The organism is Flavobacterium franklandianum (assembly GCF_007097365.1).
Classification (GTDB): domain Bacteria; phylum Bacteroidota; class Bacteroidia; order Flavobacteriales; family Flavobacteriaceae; genus Flavobacterium; species Flavobacterium franklandianum.
Genome location: NZ_VJZR01000002.1, coordinates 94,190 through 113,202 on the forward strand (window position 1 = coordinate 94,190; position 19,013 = coordinate 113,202).

Sequence of the window (19,013 nt, forward strand, 5' to 3'; positions counted from 1 at the left end):
AACCCTCACCTTCTGAGAGGGTTTGCAGGATTCTTATCTTTTTAGCGAAAAATGCCCTTTTGCTTCTCTACCGTCTTCCAATTTTAGTGTGAACCAATAATCATCTGTAGGTAAAGGGACTCCGTTGAAAGTACCATCCCAACCTTGATTTAAAGAGGGAACCCATTGTTTTAAGAGTTTTCCGTATCTGTTAAAAATGTAGATTATAGATTTTGAATTAAAAGTTTGATTCACCCCTTTTACACTCCAATAATCATTATAGCCATCACCGTTTGGCGTGAAAAATTTTGGCACACCTACTATTACAATTTCTTGATTAACTGAGCCACAGCCATTTTTATCATTGACATAGACAGTATGAATTCCAGCGGGAACATTGTTAAAGAAATTAGAATCCTGCCAAAATCCATTGGGTTCATCAATACTGTATTCGTATAATCCGGGTCCGGTTACGTTAACAGTTACGGTATTTACATCGGTTAAATCTACAACATCAACAGAGACAATACTTGCTTTATTAGAAGCGGTAACAGTTATGGTTCGAATCCTGCTGCATCCCAAATTATTGGTAACTTCTACAGTGTAAATTCCTTCTTCATTTACATCTAATGTTGGCGAATTAGTGCCAATTGGGTTTCCATCTTTTGTCCAAATATAATCGTAATTGCTTGCTGGGGAACCGTCGGTAATTCCAGCATCAAGGGTTGCAAAAAAGGTCGAAAGATTAGAACATACCAATTCATTGTCAAGACCATCCAAATTCAAGTCAATATTTGGAACCGGTTTCACAACAAAATTTAATGTTGTCGATGCAGAGCAAATGGTATTGTTTGGGTTTTGAACGTTAACCGTGACTGTCTGTGTTGCTGTCGAAAAAGGATTGGACAATCCTGGCAAAAGCACATTATTTTGGTCGTAATATTTAACAATCATTCCCGTTTGTCCGCCTAGAATTGTGGTTTCGAATGTTGAGGTGTCAAAAGCAAATTTTCCGTCTTGATCGATCGGATCAGCTTCGTCATCACAAGTAGTTGTCAAAGTTGAAGGAACAGCAAAAGCTACGGGTGAATCATCTACTATAAATTGAATGGCGACTTCGTCAAAACAGAGCTGAGGACTGTTATTAGTTACAACAGCTTTGATGGTTTGAGATGTAGAAGTGAAAGTTGGAGGAAATGGACTTGAAATCAATACTCCATTTGCGTCTTCCAGGGGGTTATTAGTTTGGTCGAAATAAGTAACAGTTACGTTATTTTGTCCTTTTAATAAATCAGTTTCCAACGTAGAAGTATTGAAAGTGAAGATTCCATCAGTATCGTCGTCACATTGTCTAGGTATTCCTACGGAATTAGCAACAGGTAAGGCTTCAACATTTAAAGTTAAATACGGACCTAAGCCGTAACAAGCATTGTACATATCGCTATCGATACGTATCCAAATGTCTTGCGAATTGGGATAGCCAATGTTTCTGTAATTTGAAATATTGGTAATTACATTAATTTCTGCCAAGGCATCCGATTCATTTTTGTAGTAATTAATGTTGTACACTTGATTTAAGGGCAATTGGGTCAATATAATAGCTTTGGTCGCAGAGAAATCAAAAGTAGTAATGCCATCACGATTGTTGTTGTTGGCAGTATTATTTCCATTGATATCTAAAAAATCATCGCAAACTGGTGTGAATGGAATTTTGTAGTTTGGATTAATGTTGGTGGCGGGAACTTTCAATGTTATTTTGGCAACACTTGCACAGCCAGTTATTTTATTGGATATTCTCGACCAAATGTCCATTAATGTTGGAGTCGTGTTTTCAAAAGCCAGTTCATTAAGAATTAAATCAGCGGGAACGGCATTATTTGCGCCGTTTAACGTAGTGTAATATGTAAAATTTTCATTGGCAGAATTTGTTGAAATATCAGTATTATTTACGGTTAAATTAAACAATGTCTTTCCATCTGATATAAGGTCTGTATCACATTGAGTAATTGTAACATCGTTGACAATAGGCAATGGATTAATAGTCACTATGATTTCTGATCTTGGTCCTTCGCAACTTGTGGCTGTTATGGTTTGACTTACATAATATTTTATTGTACCCACAGTGGCTGTCGATGGAGTGGGGCTTGTTGCGCTTGATGTACCTCCTGTTGAATTCGTGTACCAATTTAAAGTACAATTTGCCGATGCAGTTGCTGTAAGTGGTGATGCAATTTCATTATGACAATAGTCAATATTACTTACTGTTGGAGCTGTAGGTAATGGATTTATGGTTACAATGATTTCTGCTCTTGGTCCTTCGCAACCTGTGGAAGTTATGGTTTGACTCACATAGTAATTTGTTGAGCCTAAAGTTGTTGTTGATGGAGTTGGAGGTGTTGCGCTTGGCGTACCTCCCGTTGCTGTTGTGTACCAATTTAGAGTGCAATTTGCAGAAGCTGTTGCTGTTAAAGGCACAGCGGTTTCATTATTACAATAGTTTACATTACTCACAATTGGCGCTGTAGGCAATGGATTTACGGTTACTATTATGGCTGCTCTTGGACTTTCGCAACCGCTTATAGTATTGGTTTGACTCACATAATAAGTGGTAGAGCCTGCAACGGATGTAATTGGTGTAGGACTTGTAGCTGAAGCAACGCCTCCAGATGGCAAAGTGTACCAATTTAAAATGCAATCTGTCGATGAAGTTGCCGCTAAAGGAATAGCAGGTGCATTCAAACAATATAAAACAGGACTTGAAGAAGAAACAGCAATTACAGGTGGATTAGGCAAAGCTTTTATCGTGGCAATAATTTCTGTTCTTGGACCATTTGGGCAACTTCCATTTGAAGCATCTACATAATAAGAAGTTGTAGTGGTAAGAGTTGGAGTTGTAAATGAATTTCCTGTAAATAATTTTGTCCCTCCAGTTGGGGTTTCGTACCAATCTACGGCGCCATCAGTTGCAGTTGCTTGAAGAGTTAGACTTCCTGAACCACAAATGGAACTTGGAGTTGTGCTGATTATTTTAGGAATTGTGATTTTTGTACTTGCCGAAATTTTAAGAGTTGGATCGCCAGGCATTCCTCCGTATTCAACTATATAGCCTTGGGGGTAGTAATTAGGGTTAGTAATTGGATCTCCTGTTTCTCTAAGATCGTTCCAGGTTCCTATTCTATTTAGTGCAGGTGCTGTTATGTGAGCATAATCTTCATTGCCTGAGTCATTAGGTTCATTGCCAGAGGTGTTCCAATTGGCATAATTAAAAGGAGGAGTTGTTACTCCATTGCCTTTTCCAATCCAAAAAGTAGTACCTGCTTCTGGTCCGGTTACCCATTTCCAAGTGCCTTCTGTTGCTGCGTCACTACCGCCAATCCACCCCGTTCCTGGTGCTTGAGCTCCTGCTAATTGAGTTTCGTCTGCAGCTGTTAACGTTGCTAAATAGCCTTGTAAGCCATAATAAGTTTTTCCAGCAGCCTCGTCTCTTGCTTTTGTCCAATTAATCCCTAAACTTGGAACATATTCATAAAAATGTCCATTTGAAGGCAAGTAATTGGCTGAACCAAAACCTAAATTGATAGAAAAATCTCTAGTTCCAGAAGGAGATATTGACGAATTAGTAAATGTTACATCTTTGATTGCGGCTTCAAAATCTGAATAAGTAACCGGAATTCCTGTTGGACTATATAGTTTTAGTTTTCCTTCTAAAGAACTCCAAGATGTGGTAATTGTGGGATGTAAAAGCGGATTAGCTAGCGCTAATAAATCCTGACCATTTATGTAACCTGAAGATATTTGAATATAAATGGCATCTGTAGCGGGTTCAGTTGGGTCATTTGTAATCGAAATGGTTTCAATAATTTTTAAAGAAGTACCTGAACAATACGTTTGATTTCCTGTTGCTGTAATTACTGGAGGGTCGATTGCATAAATCGATTTTGGAATGAGGAAAATCAAACCTAATATTATTTTATAAAAAACATTCAATTTCATTTCATAAAAGTATTAATTTTCTTTTTAAATAGCTATTATTTAGACCATTTCATTTTTTGGAACAAATCCCAAACCACAATTCCAGCACTTACCGAAATATTTAAGGAATGTTTGGTCCCCAACTGAGGAATTTCGATACAACCATCACATAGTTCAACTGCTTTCTGTGAGACTCCAAACACTTCATTGCCAAAAACCAAAGCGTATTTTTTGTTTTTTTCAATTTTAAAATCCTGAAGAAAAATTGCGCTTTCCACTTGTTCGATAGCCAATACGGTGACTTTTTCGTCTTTCAGATTTTGAATAACTTCAAGAACGTCTTTAGAATGTTCCCAAGCCACAGTTTCTGTTGCGCCGAGAGCTGTTTTGTGAATTTCCTTGTTTGGTGGTGTTGCAGTTATACCACACAAAACTATTTTTTCAACCAAAAAAGCATCGGCTGTTCTAAATACAGATCCAATATTATGCAGACTTCGGATGTCATCTAAAACAATAATGATTGGAGTTTTTTCAGATTTTTTAAAATCTTCAATAGATTTTCGATCGAGTTCGCTGTTTTCAAGCTTTCGCATAGGGATTGGATGGGTGTTAAAATAAAAAAAGCTTCCAAAATTACGGAAGCTTTTTAATGCTATTATTTTAAAATTTAGCTTTTTGGAGCCTCAAGGGCAAGTACATTACCTTTTATGGTAAGTGTTTTTGAAGGACTTCCGGCTGCATTTGAAGTGATTGTTACTGTTTTTGTAAAAGGTTGTCCAGCTCTTGAAGTGTCATATTTCACTCCAATAACACCTTTTGCTCCTGGAGCAATTGGCTCTTTTGAATAAGTTGGAACTGTGCATCCGCAAGAACCAACAGCATTTGTTATAATTAAAGGTTTGTTGCCGTTATTGGTAAATACAAATTCGCGTTTTCCGTCTGAATTTGCAGCAACAGTCCCGTAATCAATCGTTTCTGATACGAAAATCATTCCTGCGCCTTCAACTTTCGGTAAAGCTGGTGTAGTTGCTTTTGTGGTTTTTGTTGTCTTTTTTGTAATTTTTGTAGTTTCTTGAGCATTAGAAAAAGTAAATGTCAAAATGGCTATTGAAAGGGCAATAATTTTTTTCATTTCGTTTTATTTTATGATTGAGTGACAAATTTATATAAAAAATTAAAAATCCCTCCTAAATTTTTCTTAAAAATATTTTAAATTTCCAGAGTGTTCTTTATTCGCTTTAAAATATATAAATTCGCTTTCTAATAAATTTAAAGAATACATTTTGTCATCAAAAGAAAAAGTAACCAAGGAAACGCCTTTAATGAAACAATACAACGAAATCAAAAGGAAATATCCTGATGCTTGCTTGTTGTTTAGAGTGGGGGATTTTTACGAAACATTTGGTGAAGATGCCGTTCGCGCCTCTAAAATTCTGGGCATAACATTGACAAAACGTGGTGCAGGCTCCGAGACCGAAACGGCTTTGGCAGGTTTTCCGCATCATTCTATAAATACCTATTTGCCAAAATTAGTAAAAGCAGGACTTCGTGTAGCGATTTGCGATCAACTCGAAGATCCAAAAATGACCAAAACCATCGTGAAACGTGGCGTTACCGAATTAGTAACTCCAGGAGTTTCGATGAATGATGAGGTTTTGCAATCGAAGACAAACAATTTCTTGGCAGCCATTTATTTTGCCAATAAATCTATCGGGATTTCATTTTTGGATGTTTCCACAGGTGAATTTCTAACAGCCCAAGGGAATGCCGAATATATAGACAAATTGTTGCAGAATTTCAATCCAAGTGAAGTTTTAATTCCAAAAAACAATAAAAATGATTTCCGAGAAACTTTTGGAGAAGATTTTCATAGTTTCTATCTCGAAGACTGGATTTACAAAGAAGATTATGCTTTTGAAACTTTGACTAAGCATTTTCAAACGACATCTTTGAAAGGTTTTGGTGTCGAAGAATTGAAGGAAGGAATTATTGCCTCGGGAGCGATTTTGTATTATTTGTCCGAAACACAACATAATAGAGTGCAACACATCACGGCGATTCAGCGTATTGCCGAAGATGCTTATGTTTGGATGGATCGATTTACGATTCGAAATCTCGAATTGTATCATAGTTACAATCCCAATGCGGTGACGCTTCTGGATGTTATAGATAAAACGCTTTCGCCAATGGGTGGACGTTTGCTCAAACGTTGGTTGGCTTTGCCTTTGAAAGATGCTAATAAAATAAGAAGCCGCCATCAGGTAGTTTCTTATTTGAAAGCGAATCAAGAAGTCTTGAAGAATATCCAAAAACAAATCAAACAGATTTCCGATTTGGAACGTTTGATTTCGAAAATTGCTGCTGGAAAAGTATCGCCTCGTGAAGTGGTTTATTTAAAAGAATCATTGGATGCCATTATTCCAATAAAAACTTTAGCGTTGCAAAGTCCTCATGAAGCCGTGAAAGTCATTGGCGACAGCCTGCACAGTTGCGATTTATTGCGTGAAAAAATTAAAACAGTCTTGAATCAAGATGCGCCGGTGGCTGTCGCCAAAGGGAATGCCATTGCCAAAGGTATCAATGCAGAATTAGACGAATTGCGCGCCATATCAACATCTGGAAAAGAATATTTGGAAGGAATCGAAAAACGAGAATCCGAAAGAACGGGAATTTCGTCTTTGAAAATTTCCTTCAATAATGTTTTTGGATATTACATCGAAGTTCGAAACACGCATAAAGATAAAGTCCCAACGGAATGGATTCGAAAACAAACTTTGGTCAATGCTGAACGTTACATTACCGAGGAATTAAAAGAATATGAAACTAAAATTCTAGGTGCCGAGGAAAAAATTCATAAAATTGAAGTGGAGTTATTCGAGCAATTAGTTGGTTGGATTGCAACTTATATCAAACCGGTTCAAATGAACGCCAATTTGGTGGCGCAACTGGATTGTTTGTGTTCCTTCACGCAATTGGCAATCGAAAATAAATACGTTTGTCCTGAACTAGATGAGACTTTCGAATTGGAGATCAAAAACGGAAGGCATCCCGTTATCGAAAAACAATTGCCCGTTGGTGTGCCTTATATTGCCAATGATGTTTTCTTAGATAGAGAAACGCAGCAGCTAATAATGATAACTGGGCCAAATATGTCTGGAAAATCAGCTATTTTGCGTCAAACCGCTTTAATTGTACTCTTGGCTCAAATGGGAAGTTTTGTCCCGGCAGATAGCGTGAGAATGGGGATTATAGATAAAATATTCACCAGAGTAGGAGCTTCAGATAATATTTCGATGGGAGAATCTACTTTTATGGTCGAAATGAACGAAACCGCTTCTATTTTGAATAATATTTCAGACCGAAGTTTGGTTTTGTTAGACGAAATCGGAAGAGGAACTAGTACCTATGACGGAATTTCTATCGCTTGGGCAATTGCTGAGTTCTTGCACGAACATCCATCAAAGCCGAAAACGCTTTTTGCAACGCATTATCACGAGTTGAATGAAATGAGCGAATCCTTGCCGAGAATCCAGAATTATAATGTTTCGGTCAAAGAGTTAAAAGATACCGTTCTTTTTATTCGAAAACTGGTAAAAGGAGGAAGTGCGCATAGTTTTGGAATTCACGTCGCAAAAATGGCAGGAATGCCACAAATCGTAATTTTGAAAGCCCAAAAGCTTTTGAAAAAATTAGAGAAAGACCATTCCAGCGATGCTTTAAACGGAATAAAATCTGCGAAAGATGACATGCAAATGAGTTTCTTTAATTTAGACGATCCTTTGTTGGAAGAAATCAAAAATGAGATTTTAAGCTTGGACATCAACACAATTACACCAATGGAAGCCTTGATGAAACTCAACGAAATCAAGAGAATGCTGACTAAAAAATAGTTCTATTGCTTTTAAAGTTTGGGTTTTCAGTAGCTTAGCTTTTGACGGTGTTTTTTTTATAAAAAACGCTTGTATAATTGAATTAATGTATTAAATTTGCATCCGCAATACGGTTAAGTATTGAGTTCTTTTTAAAATGAAAATGCGAAAATAGCTCAGTTGGTAGAGCGCGACCTTGCCAAGGTCGAGGTCGCGGGTTCGAGCCCCGTTTTTCGCTCAAAACCATACGCTTAGTAGGTGTTAGATTTAATTGAATTTTTCAATTGGGTTTAAAATCAAAAAGTAAAGTGCTCGGATGGTGTTGTATTTAATTAATTTTTATAAAAATTAGATATAACATTTAAAAGTAAAATTGAAACGCTCGGATGGTGCTATATTTAATTAATTTTTTCTAAAAATTAGATATAACATTTAAAAGCAAAAATTGAAACGCTCGGATGGTGCTATATTTAATTAATTTTTTCTAAAAATTAGATATAACATTTAAAAGCAAAATGCTCGGATGGTGAAATTGGTAGACACGCTGGACTTAAAATCCAGTGAACAGTAATGTTCGTGCGGGTTCAAGTCCCGCTCTGAGTACTGAAAAAAAGCCGTAAAGAATTAATTTTTAATTCTTTTCGGTTTTTTTTATGCCTTGTTGCTAAACTCTTCCTCAGCAAATCTTCCTTTTTAGACTAACTAATATTTATGCTTAATTTTTATCGATCCACAGGTTTTGGGATTGATCCAGCAATTCTTTCTATTCAAAGGCTATTTCAGTATAACTTAAAAAAGATAGTTTAAATTAAACAAAAAAGCCATAACATTTTACTGTGTATGGCTTTCTGTTTTTCGAAAATTAAATTGCTCTATAATACATATAAACGCTAATTCAAAATTTTGACATCAAGGCAAAAAAAAAGCTACGCAATGCGTAGCTTATTTTTTCTGTAATTTAGAATTACTTAGCAGCTGGAGCTTCAGGAGCAACAGCAGTTGTGTCAGTAACTACAGTAGTTGAGTCAGTAACTACAGCAGTAGTGTCCATAACAACAGCAGTAGTGTCTACAGTTGTAGTTTCAGCAGCTGGTTCAGCTTTTTTACATGATACAACAGTCAATACAGCAACAACGGCTAAACTTAAAAGTACTTTTTTCATCTTACTTAATTATAAAAGGTTAATTATTAATTCGGGGCAAAGATATAAATTTTTTAATAGTTAAAATATTTTTTCATTATTTTTTTAAAATATTTTTTTTCTTTCAAAAACTTGAAATGGAATTACATCTAATTTGACTTTATAAATAAATACTTAATAAATAGTCAGCATTCTAATAGAACTCTTTTTTTTGTAATATTTTGAGTGTCATTTCCCTTAGTTTTATTTTTTTGGATGAACCAATTTCAACTCATTTATTATATTTTTTGCACCTGCATATTTGTCTATGATGAAAAGAATATAGCGTGCATCTACCATAATATTTCGGCATATATTTGGGTCATAATAAATGTCGCTCATCGTTCCTTCCCAAACTCTATCAAAATTAAGGCCTATTAAATTCCCTTTAGAATCAATAGCTGGACTCCCTGAATTGCCTCCAGTGGTGTGATTTGTGCCTATAAAACAAACTGGCATTTTGCCGTTTTCAGCATATTGACCGTAGTTTTTAGTTTTGTATAATTCGATTAATTTTTCTGGTACATCAAATTCATAATCACCGGGAATGTATTTTTCCATAACACCGTCCAAATAGGTTATTGCAGTGTACAAAGTAGCGTCTTTCGGCGCATATCCTTTTACTTTTCCGTAGGCAACTCTTAAAGTGCTATTGGCGTCAGGAAATATCCTTGCGTCATTGTTTAATTCTAATTGAGCTTTCATATAAGTTCGTTGCAAAGCCGTAATTTTCAAATTAATTTCATCATATTTTGGAGCAACATCTTTAAGAAATTTTTCGGACATATTTTTTATTAAGATATAGCCTTTGTCCAAATTTAAGTTGGTTAAAACCGTTTTCGAATCGCCAGAAAGTAATTCTTTAAGGCTGTTATAATTGACCAATTTCGAATGTCCGTAAATTTCAGATGCCAAATTTGTCGCATTTGTATTTGATAAAGAATTTGGTAAAAATTCCTTAGGCACTTTTGTGGCATACACATGAATCAATTGTTCAAAAACTTTTTGATCCACATTTGGATTAAAATCTTTATAAAAACTTCCCAAACTAGCAATTAAATTATTTTTTCTATCTGTAAAAGCTTGTTCTCCTTTGGAATTGTAAACTTGTTCTAATTGATATAATTTATATCCAACACTCAAAAGTTCTGTGTTTCTTAAAGCAACTTCCGAAAAATAATCTCTCGCCAAGGCATAAGGTGAAATTTCTGAGTAATTCTTTTCAAAATCTGACAGCAAATTACCATATTCGGCTTGTTTTCCAGCCTTCACAACTTTTTCTTGGAACACGATTTCTTGATTCCTTTTGATGGCTACAGCATCCGATTTAAGCAAACCTTGTGTTTCTCCAATCCATTTCTTCCAATAATTAGCAATACTGGCGTATTTCGAAGCATATTGAATTTTGATGGCATTGTCTTTTCGCATAAATCCATCGGCTACTTTCAATGCTTGATCTCTAATTTCGATTTTTGCAGGATTTAATTCGTTGGCAATTTGTGCAATGGCAACTGCCGGCAAATATTCATTTGTTTTTCCGGGATAACCAAAAACCATCGTAAAATCATCTTCTTTTACACCATCCAACGAAATGGGTAAAAAATGTTTTGGTGTATACGGAACGTTATCTTTTGAATAATTTGCTGGACGATTATTTTTGTCAGCATAGATTCTGAATAACGAAAAATCTCCAGTATGTCTGGGCCAAACCCAATTATCAGTGTCGTTTCCAAATTTTCCAATGGAGGATGGCGGTGCTCCAACCAATCGGACATCTTTGAAAGTTTCGGTTACAAAAAGCATATATTGATTGCCTTCAAAAAAGGTTCTAATTTTATTTTCTTGCCAATTTTCTTTGGGTAATGAATTGCTCAAAACAGTGATATTGTCTTGAATTTTTTTTTGTTTTTCCGCTTCCGAAGTTAAATTTTGGGTGCCTTCCAAAACTTTTGTGGTAACATCTTCAATTCTTACGATGAAAGTTACGACTAAATTTTCATTAGGTAATTCATCATCCATTTTATAAGCCCAAAATCCATTAGCCAAATAATCGTGATCTACTGTTGAATGATTTTGAATGGCATCAAAACCACAATGATGATTGGTTAAAATCAGTCCTTTTGGAGAAATCACTTCCGAAGTGCAACCTCCGTTAAAATGGGGAACGGCATCTTTTAAACTCGATTGATTCACATCATAAATATCTTTTATGGACATTTTCATCCCTAAATTTTTCATTTCTTTTTCATTCATTCCTTTTAAAAGAGAAGGAATCCACATTCCGCCTTGTTGGGCTTGTATTTGAAGGACGAAGAATAATAAGAGGACTTTTAAAATTTTCATAGTATGGGATTTAGGTTGTAATTTATTGGGGGTATTATATTTAATCTTCCGAAATGTGTTTTAGAATAATAGAAGTTGCGCCTTTATTCATTTGCACGAAAGTGCTGCAAATATGTCCTTTTTCGTGTCGGACGTCGTTGTTTCTGATTAAATTCGAAAAAGCATCGGAAAGCTCATTTTTATTGGCAATAGAAATGCAGCCTCCCATATTTACCAAAGCTGTTGCTTCTGCAAAATGACTGAAATTGGAGCCAATAACAATCGGCACGCCAAATGTAGCAGGTTCTAAGATATTATGAACGCCAGGATTGCCAAAACCGCCACCAACGTAAGCAATATCTGCATAACTGTAAATTTTAGTCAGAATTCCGATGGTGTCGATGATGAAAACATCAAAATCTTGTAGAGACGCGATTAATCGCGTCTCTACCTCTGAAAACAAAACTGTTTTTTTTGAAATAGAATTTTTCAATTCTTGAATTTGTTCATTTTTAATGTTGTGGGGAGCGATGATAAACTTAATTTTCTCGTTAGTTTGATTGATGTATTCTACTAAAAGGCTTTCGTCTTTTGGCCACGAACTTCCTATTACAATAGTTAACGTATCGTTTTTGAAAGCTTCAATAAAATCCAGAGAATTGTCTTTTTCTAAAATGGTTGCGACTCTATCAAAACGAGTGTCGCCAGAAACAGCAACATTAGTTTTGCCTAATTGCAATAACAATTTTTTAGAACTTTCATTTTGTACAAAAAAGTACGTGAATGTGTCTAGCGCTTTTCTGTAAAATCCGCCATACCATTTGAAGAACATTTGGTTTTTCCTGAAAATTCCCGAAATCAAATAGGTTGGTGTTTCTAGTTTTCGAAGTTCATTCAAATAATTGGGCCAATATTCATATTTGATGAAAAATGCCATTTCTGGATGAACCAGTTTTATAAATGCTGTAGCATTTTTTTTGGTGTCCAAAGGCAAATAGACGGTAATATCGGCAACGGTGTTGTTTTTCCGGACTTCATAACCAGAAGGCGAGAAAAAAGTAATCACGATTTTATGATTAGGAAATTTTTCTTTGATTTTTTCAATCACAGGTAAACCTTGCTCATATTCGCCTAATGAAGCGGCGTGAAACCAAATCGTTTTGTCGGTAGGCTTAATTTTGGCTGTCAAAATCTTGAAAACAGGCTTTCGACCGTCGATAAAAAGTTTGATTTTCGGACTGAATTGAGCGATGATTTTCAATGAAAAATTCGCAATTTGAACAATTATGTTGTAGAGAAAAAGCATATCAAAAAATTTCTGCGGCTAAAATACGTTTTCTTTTAAATATCTATAAAATCATTCTCCTAAAATCCCTATTTTTGTTCTGAATTTAAAACTTAATGAGCGATGCAGATTTTGTTTTAAGTGAACTTTAAACTAAAGATTAAATGAAAAAATTGCAAATGGTTGACTTAAAAAGTCAATATGATAAAATAAAAGAAACGGTGAACACTTCAATTCAAGAAGTATTAGATACCAATACCTACATTAATGGGCCACAAGTCCACAAATTTCAAAAAAACCTTGAAGAATATCTCGATGTTAAGCACGTAATTCCTTGTGCAAACGGTACGGATGCTTTGCAAATAGCGATGATGGGACTGGATTTAAAACCAGGCGATGAGGTAATTACAGCTGATTTCACCTTTGCAGCAACTGTTGAAGTGATTGCATTGTTGCAACTCACGCCAGTTTTGGTAGATGTAGATTTAGTTAATATGAACATTTCTATCGAAGCAATCAAAAAAGCAATTACACCAAAAACAAAAGCTATTGTACCAGTACATTTATTTGGTCGTGCTGCCAATATGGAAGCGATAATGGCTATCGCCAAAGAATTTAATTTATATGTTATTGAAGACAATGCACAAGCTATTGGAGCCAATTGCAGGTTTTCGGACGGAACCAAAAAGAAAGCTGGTGTGATTGGAAACGTTGGCTCAACTTCCTTTTTTCCTTCTAAAAATCTAGGTTGTTATGGCGATGGTGGGGCTATTTTTACCAATGACGATGCTTTGGCACACAAAATTCGAGGAATCGTAAACCACGGAATGTACGAGCGTTACCATCACGATGTAGTTGGTGTGAATTCACGTTTAGACAGTATTCAAGCGGCAGTTTTGAATGCTAAATTACCTTTGTTAGACGAATACAATACAGCACGTCAAAATGCTGCCAGAAAATATACAGCAGCTTTTGAAGGTCATAAAAACATCATTGCGCCAAGTATTTGCGACATATGCGATTGTCACGTTTTTCATCAATATGTGTTGCGAATTATTGATGCCGATAGAGATGCTTTGATGCAACATTTGTTGAATAAAGGAATTCCTTGTGCGATTTATTATCCAATTCCATTGCATTCCCAAAAAGCGTATTTGGATGTTCGTTACAAAGAAGACCATTTTCCAGTAACCAATCAATTGGTGAAAGAAGTAATTGCGTTGCCAATGCACACCGAATTAGATGATGAGCAAATTCAATTTATAACAGATAGCATTTTGGAATTTTTAAACAAATAACGATGAAATACTTTTTGACAATTTTTGCGGTAGTTTTGTTTCATTTTTCAGGTTCAGCTCAGAATAAATCTAAAGACGAAATGGATGTTGCTAATCGTGTCGAAACTTTGCGTCAAGCAATGATTGATGCCGATGGTGCTAAATTAAAAGAACTCACTTCGGCTGGTTTAAGCTATGGACATTCTAATGGTAATGTCCAAAATCAAGCCGTTTTTGTTGAAAAAATCACCAATGGTGAATCTGATTTTGTGACGATTGAGTTTCAAAATCAAACCATTGAAATTGTGGGAGATAATGCCATTGTTCGCCACAATTTAGTCGCTCACACCAAAGATGGCGGAATAGATAAAGATATAAAAATTGGGATAATGCTGGTTTGGCAAAAACAAAAAAACAAATGGTTACTCATTGCCAGACAGGCATATAAATTACCTACAACATAAAAAAAGATGAAAATACTAGTAACAGGAGGGTTAGGTTTTATCGGTTCACATACTGTTGTCGAATTGCAAAATCAGGGTTTTGAAGTCGTGATTGTTGATGACCTTTCGAATTCATCGGAAGAAGTTTTAAAAGGAATTGTTGCTATTACCAATAAAAAACCATTATTCGAAAAGCTGGATTTGCGTGAAAAAGGACAAGTGCAGGATTTTTTCAAAAAGCACCAAGATATTTCGGGAGTCATTCATTTTGCAGCTTCGAAAGCGGTAGGAGAAAGTGTTGGAAACCCATTGTTGTATTATGAAAACAACATCAACAGTTTGGTTTACTTGCTTCAGGAATTGCAGAAATTACCGGAGTCCAACTTCATTTTTAGTTCGTCTTGCACGGTTTACGGTCAAGCCGAAAAAATGCCGATTACCGAAGATGCATCTATTCAAACCGCAATGTCACCTTACGGAAATACAAAACAAATAGGAGAAGAAATCATAACGGATACCGCCAAAGTAACTAATATCAATGCGATTTTGTTGCGTTATTTCAACCCAATTGGAGCGCATTCATCGGCTGAGATTGGTGAATTGCCTTTGGGAGTTCCTCAAAATTTAGTGCCGTTTATCACTCAAACTGGATTGGGTTTGCGTGCAGAATTATCTGTTTATGGAGACGATTATCCAACGCCTGACGGAACTTGTATTCGGGATTATATTCACGTAGTCGATTTGGCGAAAGCCCACGTGATTGCAATGAAACGTTTGTTGGATAAAAAGAATTTGGACAAAGTCGAAATTTTCAATCTGGGAACTGGAACAGGAAGTTCGGTTCTGGAAGTGATTCACGCATTCGAGAAAGTAAGCGGACAAAAACTACCTTATAAAATCGTGCCTCGCAGAGAAGGTGATGTGATTTCAGCTTATGCTAATACCAATAAAGCAAATAATGTTCTAGGCTGGAAAGCAGAATCAACATTAGACGAAGCGATAGAAAGTGCCTGGAAATGGGAACAAAAGGTCAGACAGCAGTAATCAGATTACAGATTTTAGTTAACAAGAATCCTAAATTACCTTTGTGATAATTTAGGATTTTTTGGTTTGAAGAATTAGTTGTAAATTAGTTACGTAAAACAAAAGTTATGAATCCTAAAAAAGAAAATCCGAAAATATCCAAAGTAGAAGAGCCCAACGTGGTTTGTGAATTTTCGAAGATTAAATTTAAAGGAATTGATAAAGTTACTTTTGATTTCGATGAAGAATTTAAAAATGGATTAACTCCAGAGTAAGCCAAAGCAGAATCCAATAGAAGAATTAGAGAATGGTGGGGAAAATAATATTTTTTTATTTTTTTAGTATTTGAAGAACAAGTTTATCTGAAGTCAACCCAACTATTTTTCTTTTCTCATAAACGTTCCCATTCCAATTTTTATATTCTAAATGGATTATAGAATCGGTAGTCATTTTCCATTTTCCATCAACAATTTCATAAGTTATGGGAGATGTTCCGCACCAGCCAACATTTTGCTTAACTTTAAGAATCCCATTTTCTTTCAATTCTATTCCAGAAGATTTTTTTGAAAAATTTCTTTGACTTTTGTATGTTAAGATTTCATTATTATAATTTTCATAAGTCCAAACTTTAAGCAATAAATTGTCTTCTTTTCTAATATTAGAAAATGATGTTAAAAACAGAATTGATATAGTTATTAAAATGTATTTAGTTTTTTTCATCTTATTAATGCTACATCACTTCGTAAATATACAACTTCTAATTCAAAAAAAATCCTCGCAAACATAAGTTTACGAGGATTTTCAATATAATAGCTGAAATCTAAATTCTGCCATCTGCAATCTAAATTTTAAGCGTTAGCCGTCGCAGCTTCTCTATTAATTTTTCCAATTAATCCAGCCAATACTTTTCCAGGACCCACTTCGGTAAACAAAGTTGCACCATCGGCAATCATTTGTTGTACGGATTGCGTCCATTTTACAGGAGCTGTCAATTGGATGATTAAGTTTTTTTTGATTTCATCCGGATTAGAAACGGCAGAAGCTGTCACGTTTTGATATATTGGGCAAATAGGAGTGGAGAATGTTGTCGCTTTAATAGCTGCGGCCAATTCCTCTCTTGCTGGTTCCATCATTGGAGAGTGAAAGCCACCACCTACAGGTAAAATTAAAGCTCTTTTTGCTCCTGCAGCTTTCATTGCTTCGCAAGCCTTTTCTACAGCTGAAGTTTCTCCTGAAATCACTAATTGTCCAGGACAGTTATAATTGGCGGCTACCACAATTCCGTCAATCGAAGCGCAAACTTCTTCCACAACATTATCCGCTAATGCTAGAACAGCCGCCATTGTCGAAGGTTTTATTTCACATGCTTTTTGCATTGCTAAGGCTCGTTGTGAAACTAATTTTAATCCGTCTTCGAATGATAAAACGCCATTGGCAACCAAGGCTGAAAATTCGCCTAAAGAATGTCCCGCCACCATTTCTGGTTTGAAATCTTCCAGAGTTTTAGCCAAAATAACCGAGTGCAAGAAAATAGCTGGTTGGGTAACTTTGGTTTCCTTTAATTCTTCGGCGGTGCCTTCAAACATAATGTCTGTGATGCGGAAACCTAGAATTTCATTCGCTTTTTCGAAAAGTGATTTTGCTAATTCGGAGTTTTCATATAAGTCTTTGCCCATTCCTATAAATTGTGCGCCTTGACCAGGAAATACGTATGCTTTCATATTTTTTCTGAAATTATTGCAGTATCATTGTGTACTGATGATTAGTAAAAGTTTTTTATTTAATTGTAAAACACACCCTACGATTTTGTATCTAAAGAAAAGAAAAATAATTTATGTAAATTTTTTTTCATCAATGTGATTTAATTCTATCAAACAAAAATACTTACTTTGTAACAAACTAAAAAAATAAATGTCTAATTATAGATAAAACTAAACAGAAATTAAAATGAGAAAAATTTTCCCCATCGCAATTATCCTATTAATCACGTTATTCTACTTTTATCTAACACTACCAGTATTAAATTATGGTTTTGTAGGAGTTACAGCCTTATTTTTAATTATTTCTGCCATATTGTTTTTCTCTTTTTCTAAATTTACTATTAGTTCAGACGGGAAAAGCTACAAACCAATAACAGTGTTCTGGAAAATTCCGGCTTTATTAGTAGGTATTTCTATTATATATTCATTTGTACTTCCTTTTTTTACATCGCACCCTGTTTTTAGAAATCAAGACTTTAGAAATTTAATTGGGAATGTGGCAAACGGCGAAAAATTGACCAATCATATCGCTCCCATATCTATGAACGAAATTAGAGTTGTAGATGAAAGTTTAGCGCATTTATTAGGCGAAAAAATATTAGGTTCTCAACCTGCATTGGGTAGTCAGGCACAATTGCAAGAATTTTTTATTCAGAAAGTTGACGGCAAATTATATTGGATTGCACCTTTAGAGCATTCGGGTTTTTTTAAATGGTTAAATAATAAACAAGGTACAACTGGTTACGTGATGGTGTCGGCAACAAACGAACGTGACGTAAAATTAGTACAAGAAGTAAATGGAAAACCACTATTTTTAAAATACCAAAGGGAAGCCTATTTTGGTAGTAATTTGCACCGATATTTATATTTTAATGGGTATAACACCGTTGGTTTAGCAGATTTTAGTTTTGAAATCGACGACGATGGAGTGCCTTACTGGGTGGTTACAAAATATGCTAAAAAAGTTGGCTTTTCTGGAAACGATGCCACGGGTGTTGTAATTGTAAATGCGCAAAATGGAGCTATAAAAGAATATAATATTAAGAATACACCACTATGGGTAGATAGAATTCAGCCGATTTCATTTATTAAAGATCAGTTGAATGACTGGGGCGAATATGTAAAAGGGTATTGGAATTTTTCTAACGAAAATAAACTTCAAATTACGGAAGATTTAACCTTAGTTTATGGAAAAGATAATAAATCCTATTGGTACACAGGAATTACTTCGGTAGGAAAAGATGAATCTGCAGTTGGATTTGTTTTAGTAGATACAAGAACTAAAGAAACTACTTTCTACAAGCAAAGTGGTGCCACAGAATTTGCTGCACAAAGCTCTGCACAAGGGAAAGTGCAAGAAAAAGGTTTTGTAGCTTCCTTGCCCATTCCGTATAACATTAATAATATTCCAACGTATGTAATGACGTTAAAAGACAATGGTGGATTGGTAAAAATGTACGCTATGGTTTCAATTTCAGATTACACCATTGTTGGGACAGGAAATACTATGCGTGAGGCTTTAACGGCTTATAAAACTGCGTTTAACTCTTCAGGAAACAAAATAAATTCAGGTGAAAAATCCGCACGAAAAGTAGTCGAATCGGTTGTGGTTCGAATTCAGAATGATGTCAAAAACGGGAATAGTTTTTATTATTTTACGGTAAAAGATTATCCTAATATTTTTGTAGGGTCGTCTCAAATATCCAATCAATTGCCCATAACAGTGGCTGGCGATAAGGTGAAAATTTCCTTCGATTTAGATAATGAAGAGATTGTTGATGTTTCTACATTTGAGAACATCAGTATGAAAAAATAATGCCTATCCTATTTTTAAAATAGTTCGAAGATGTTTGTCTAAAATAAAAAAGGGAAGCTCAATTGCTGAACTTCCCTTTTTTTTATT

Annotated in this window: 14 protein-coding genes and 2 tRNA genes; 8 read left to right on the forward strand and 8 right to left on the reverse strand. The window is 35.2% G+C overall.

Translation table 11 applies throughout. The features are described from left to right. Positions 1 to 33: 33 nt before the first annotated feature. The 3 genes from FNW17_RS02905 to FNW17_RS02915 form a co-directional block, all read right to left on the reverse strand. The gene (locus tag FNW17_RS02905; protein WP_144070826.1) at positions 34 to 3,972 is read right to left on the reverse strand and encodes an Ig-like domain-containing protein; all 3,939 of its coding nucleotides are present in this window, start codon (positions 3,970 to 3,972) and stop codon (positions 34 to 36) included. A 35-nt stretch (positions 3,973 to 4,007) separates the two neighbouring features. Next, positions 4,008 to 4,544 carry an RNA methyltransferase gene (locus FNW17_RS02910; RefSeq protein WP_143390628.1) on the reverse strand — a complete coding sequence of 179 codons (537 nt, stop codon included), beginning with the start codon at positions 4,542 to 4,544 and terminating at the stop codon, positions 4,008 to 4,010. 74 nt (positions 4,545 to 4,618) lie between these two features. Then, positions 4,619 to 5,083 (reverse strand): DUF1573 domain-containing protein, encoded by a 465-nt coding sequence (locus FNW17_RS02915; RefSeq protein ID WP_143390627.1) that lies wholly within the window; start codon positions 5,081 to 5,083, stop codon positions 4,619 to 4,621. 151 nt (positions 5,084 to 5,234) lie between these two features. Here FNW17_RS02915 and mutS point away from each other — a divergent pair, with 151 nt between their 5' ends. The 3 genes from mutS to FNW17_RS02930 all read left to right on the forward strand — a co-directional run bounded on the left by mutS (position 5,235) and on the right by FNW17_RS02930 (position 8,423). Next, complete coding sequence (gene mutS, locus FNW17_RS02920; RefSeq protein ID WP_144070827.1) at positions 5,235 to 7,841, forward strand: DNA mismatch repair protein MutS; 2,607 nt, start codon at positions 5,235 to 5,237, stop codon at positions 7,839 to 7,841. 144 nt (positions 7,842 to 7,985) lie between these two features. Continuing rightward, positions 7,986 to 8,058, forward strand: a tRNA-Gly gene (locus FNW17_RS02925). Between the two features lie 279 nt (positions 8,059 to 8,337). Continuing rightward, positions 8,338 to 8,423 (forward strand) — tRNA-Leu (locus FNW17_RS02930). A 361-nt stretch (positions 8,424 to 8,784) separates the two neighbouring features. On the opposite strand, the gene FNW17_RS02935 is transcribed toward FNW17_RS02930, so the two are convergent. From FNW17_RS02935 to FNW17_RS02945, 3 genes are all read right to left on the reverse strand, one after another. Then, positions 8,785 to 8,982 carry a hypothetical protein gene (locus FNW17_RS02935; RefSeq protein WP_143390625.1) on the reverse strand — a complete coding sequence of 66 codons (198 nt, stop codon included), beginning with the start codon at positions 8,980 to 8,982 and terminating at the stop codon, positions 8,785 to 8,787. A gap of 222 nt (positions 8,983 to 9,204) precedes the next feature. After that, positions 9,205 to 11,343, reverse strand: a complete 2,139-nt coding sequence (locus FNW17_RS02940; protein ID WP_144070828.1) for a S46 family peptidase — start codon at positions 11,341 to 11,343, stop codon at positions 9,205 to 9,207. A 40-nt stretch (positions 11,344 to 11,383) separates the two neighbouring features. Beyond that, a complete protein-coding gene (locus tag FNW17_RS02945) occupies positions 11,384 to 12,628 on the reverse strand; it encodes a 3-deoxy-D-manno-octulosonic acid transferase (protein WP_144070829.1) in 1,245 nt (414 codons plus the stop codon). 143 nt (positions 12,629 to 12,771) lie between these two features. Between FNW17_RS02945 and FNW17_RS02950 the strand changes: the two genes are divergently transcribed. From FNW17_RS02950 to FNW17_RS16255, 4 genes are all read left to right on the forward strand, one after another. After that, positions 12,772 to 13,905, forward strand: coding sequence for a DegT/DnrJ/EryC1/StrS family aminotransferase (locus tag FNW17_RS02950; protein WP_144070830.1), 1,134 nt, complete (start codon positions 12,772 to 12,774; stop codon positions 13,903 to 13,905). A gap of 2 nt (positions 13,906 to 13,907) precedes the next feature. Further along, on the forward strand, positions 13,908 to 14,348 hold the full coding sequence (locus FNW17_RS02955; protein WP_126563138.1) for a nuclear transport factor 2 family protein: 441 nt from the start codon (positions 13,908 to 13,910) through the stop codon (positions 14,346 to 14,348). Positions 14,349 to 14,354: 6 nt separating this feature from the next. Continuing rightward, a complete protein-coding gene (gene galE / locus FNW17_RS02960; protein WP_143390621.1) occupies positions 14,355 to 15,371 on the forward strand; it encodes a UDP-glucose 4-epimerase GalE in 1,017 nt (338 codons plus the stop codon). A gap of 107 nt (positions 15,372 to 15,478) precedes the next feature. Continuing rightward, positions 15,479 to 15,625, forward strand: a complete 147-nt coding sequence (locus FNW17_RS16255) for a hypothetical protein (protein WP_185964811.1) — start codon at positions 15,479 to 15,481, stop codon at positions 15,623 to 15,625. Between the two features lie 55 nt (positions 15,626 to 15,680). Here FNW17_RS16255 and FNW17_RS02965 read toward each other — a convergent pair whose 3' ends face one another. Then, positions 15,681 to 16,070, reverse strand: coding sequence for a hypothetical protein (locus FNW17_RS02965; RefSeq protein WP_143390620.1), 390 nt, complete (start codon positions 16,068 to 16,070; stop codon positions 15,681 to 15,683). 128 nt (positions 16,071 to 16,198) lie between these two features. Beyond that, complete coding sequence (gene fabD, locus FNW17_RS02970) at positions 16,199 to 17,071, reverse strand: ACP S-malonyltransferase (protein WP_143390619.1); 873 nt, start codon at positions 17,069 to 17,071, stop codon at positions 16,199 to 16,201. Positions 17,072 to 17,297: 226 nt separating this feature from the next. Here fabD and FNW17_RS02975 point away from each other — a divergent pair, with 226 nt between their 5' ends. Then, the gene (locus FNW17_RS02975; RefSeq protein WP_144070831.1) at positions 17,298 to 18,926 is read left to right on the forward strand and encodes a hypothetical protein; all 1,629 of its coding nucleotides are present in this window, start codon (positions 17,298 to 17,300) and stop codon (positions 18,924 to 18,926) included. Positions 18,927 to 19,013 lie beyond the last annotated feature (87 nt).